This window comes from Leisingera sp. F5, from assembly GCF_001593695.1.
The window spans coordinates 1-3343 of record NZ_LUKH01000250.1 but is presented as its reverse complement, the minus strand read 5'-3'; the positions used below and the strand labels follow the sequence as shown (position 1 = coordinate 3343).

Annotated in this window: 4 protein-coding genes; 3 read left to right on the top strand and 1 reads right to left on the bottom strand. The window is 60.8% G+C overall.

Annotated elements, in window-relative coordinates:
- The 3 genes from alaS to A2I95_RS28290 all read left to right on the top strand — a co-directional run.
- Positions 1-2315, top strand: a 2315-nt coding sequence (gene alaS, locus A2I95_RS28300; RefSeq protein ID WP_291735263.1) for an alanine--tRNA ligase, incomplete at its 5' end; no start/stop codon positions are given.
- A 77-nt stretch (positions 2316-2392) separates the two neighbouring features.
- Positions 2393-2680, top strand: a complete 288-nt coding sequence (locus tag A2I95_RS28295) for a DUF1330 domain-containing protein (RefSeq protein ID WP_027258893.1) — start codon at positions 2393-2395, stop codon at positions 2678-2680.
- Complete coding sequence (locus tag A2I95_RS28290; RefSeq protein ID WP_291735261.1) at positions 2680-3162, top strand: MOSC domain-containing protein; 483 nt, start codon at positions 2680-2682, stop codon at positions 3160-3162. The genes A2I95_RS28295 and A2I95_RS28290 overlap by 1 nt, the downstream gene beginning before the upstream one ends.
- A 37-nt stretch (positions 3163-3199) precedes the next feature.
- Here A2I95_RS28290 and A2I95_RS42645 read toward each other — a convergent pair.
- A partial coding sequence (locus tag A2I95_RS42645; RefSeq protein ID WP_367152862.1) for a hypothetical protein occupies positions 3200-3343 on the bottom strand: 144 nt, incomplete at its 5' end.

The window sequence follows — 3343 nt, the reverse complement described above, 5'->3', positions numbered from 1 at the left end:
TGATCACCAAGGAGCTCGAGGTCCCCAAGAACCGGCTCCACACCACCGTCTATCACACCGATGACGAAGCCTTTGAAATCTGGAAGAAGATGGGTGTGCCCGAGGACCGGATCATCCGTATCGCAACCTCTGACAACTTCTGGCAGATGGGTGATACCGGTCCTTGCGGCCCCTGCACCGAAATCTTCTATGACCACGGCGATCACATCTGGGGCGGCCCTCCGGGTTCAGCTGAGGAAGATGGCGACCGGTTCATCGAGATCTGGAACCTCGTATTCATGCAGAATGAGAAGTTCGCCGACGGCTCGATGGTCGATCTGGAGATGCAGTCGATTGATACCGGCATGGGGCTGGAGCGGATTGCGGCGCTGCTGCAGGGCACCCATGACAACTATGAAACCGATCTGTTCAAGTCGCTGATTGAAGCTTCCGCAAATGTGACTAACTCGGAGCCGTTTGGCGATCAGAACGTGCACCACCGGGTGATCGCCGATCACCTGCGCTCCTGTTCCTTCCTGATTGCCGAAGGCGTGCTGCCCTCGAACGAAGGCCGCGGTTACGTTTTGCGCCGGATCATGCGCCGCGCGATGCGTCACGCGTCGCTGCTGGGCGCAACGGATCCGGTCATGCACAAACTGGTGCCGGCACTGGTTCAGAAGATGGGCGCCGCCTATCCGGAACTCGGCCAGGGGCAGGCCCTGATCGAAGAGACCTTTGAGCAGGAAGAAACCCGTTTCCTCAAGACCTTGGACCGTGGTTTGAAGCTTTTGGATGACGCTTCTGCCGGCCTGGGCAAAGGCGACGTCCTGCCGGGCGAGACCGCGTTCAAACTTTATGACACCTACGGTTTCCCGCTCGACCTGACGCAGGACGCTCTGCGCGCCAAGGAGATTCATGTCGAAACTGACGGTTTCGACGCGGCCATGAAGGCGCAAAAGGAGAAATCCCGCGCCGGCGGCATCGGCCTGGGTGAAGCCGCAGACGTGAAGGTCTACTTTGACATTCTCGACGCGGCAGGCCCGACCGAATTCCTTGGCTACGAGACCGAAAAGGCCGAAGGCCAGATCGCGGCCATCGTCAAGGGCGGGACCCAGGCCCAATCGGCGGCCAAGGGCGACACTGTTCAGATCATCCTGAACCAGACGCCGTTCTACGGCGAAAGCGGCGGGCAGGTTGGCGACAGCGGCGTGCTGACCGTCGACGGCGGTGCCGCACGCATCACTGACACCAAGAAGGTGGAGGGCCTGTTCCTGCACATTGCCGAAGTGACCGAGGGCAAGATTGCCGTCGGCCTTGGTGCCGCTATGGAGGTCGATCACGGGCGCCGCAGCCAGATCCGTGCCAACCATTCGGCCACTCACCTTCTGCATGAGGCGCTGCGCAATGCACTGGGAGAGCATGTGGCCCAGAAAGGCTCGCTCAACGCCGCGGATCGTCTGCGGTTTGATTTCAGCCACAACAAGGCGATGAGCGCTGCTGAGCTGACTAAGGTTGGCGCGGAAGTGAATGATTTCATTCGGCAAAACACACCTGTATCAACCCGGATCATGACCCCGGATGATGCGCGGGACCTGGGCGCGCAGGCGCTGTTCGGCGAGAAATACGGCGATGAGGTACGCGTGGTTTCCATGGGGCGGGCTGCAACCGGCAAGGGCCACGATGGCGACACTTATTCGATCGAATTGTGCGGCGGCACGCATGTGAAACAGACCGGCGACATTGGCACGTTTGTGATCCTTGGCGACAGCGCGTCCTCGGCTGGCGTGCGCCGGATCGAGGCGCTGACGGGTGCCGCGGCGTTTGAGCATCTGGAGCGTGAAGCAGGCCGGATGGCTGAGATTGCAACTGCGCTGAAAGCACAGCCCGCGGACGTCATGGACCGCCTCAAGGCGATGATGGACGAACGCAAGGCGCTGCAGAACGAGATTTCGAACCTCAAGCAGCAGGTCGCCATGGGCGGCGGTTCTGGAAATGGGGCCGAGGCCAAAGAGATCGGCGGCAGGAAGTTCCTGGCCCAGGCGCTGCAGGGCGTGTCCGGCAAGGATCTGCGCGGCCTCATTGATGCGCACAAGCAGAACATCGGCTCTGGTGTGATCCTGCTGATCGCCGAGGAGGACGGCAAGGTTGCTGTGGCCGCGGGCGTGACCGACGATCTGACTGGCGAAATCTCAGCTGTGGACGTGCTGAAGGCGGCTGTTCCAGCCGTGGGCGGCAAAGGCGGCGGCGGCCGTCCGGATATGGCCCAGGGCGGTGGCAAGGATTTCTCCGGCGCCGACGAGGCGATCAAGGCAGCCGAGGCCGTGCTGGTTGGCTGACCATTTGGTCAAAAAATGCTTGGTCTTTCCGGCAAATTGCCTAATCTGCCGGAAAGAACATAACTTGGGAGGCTCCGATGCCCGCACTTTGGATTGCACATGTGACTGTCACTGACGCTGATGCCTATGGCAAGTATGCCGAATTGGCGGGGCCTGCCATTGCCAAGCACGGCGGCACGTTTGTCGCCCGTGGCGGGCGTTTCGTGCAGCTGGAGGGCAAAGAGCGTCCGCGCAATGTGGTGGCCAAATTCCCAAGTGTTGACGCTGCCGTCGATTGCTATCACAGCCCGGAATACCAGGAGGCGCTGAGCCATGCGCGCGGCGCATCCGAGCGCGAGCTGATGGTGGTGGAAACCTCCGAATAATGATCACCGCTTTTGCGGAAATGCTGAAACGTCACGCTGGCCAAGGCCGGGTGGCGTGGATCGGCCTGCGCCCTGCGCGGAGGGAAGAAATTCTGGCAGCGGAGACTGTGGATGTAACGGCAGCGGGCCTTTGCGGCGATCATGCCAAAGAAGGCAAGCGCGCCGTTACATTAATCCAGGCTGAGCATCTGCCGGTGATTGCGGCCCTTGCAGGGCTGGACAATTTGCATCCGGAACTGCTGCGCCGGAACTTTGTCGTTTCCCGGATCAATCTGGCAGCTTTGCGCAAAGCCAAACTGCAAATCGGGAGTGCTGTTTTGCATGTGACCGGCCCCTGTCCGCCCTGCTCGCGGATGGAGGAGCTACTGGGCCATGGCGGTTACAACGCGATGCGCGGACATGGCGGCTGGTATGCCGAAGTGGTGGAGCCGGGCAGGGTGGCTTTGGATGACAGCGTTACAGCTCTGACTTCAGCGGAATAGAAAACGGCGGCAGAAGTTTCTGCCGCCGTTTTATCTATCAGGCGTTGGCCTTGGCCATCCGCTTACGTTCATGCGGATCCAGGTAGCGTTTGCGCAAGCGCACAGAGTTCGGTGTCACCTCGACCAGCTCGTCGTCGTTGATGTAGGCAATCGACTCTTCCAGCGACAGGGTCACAGGGGT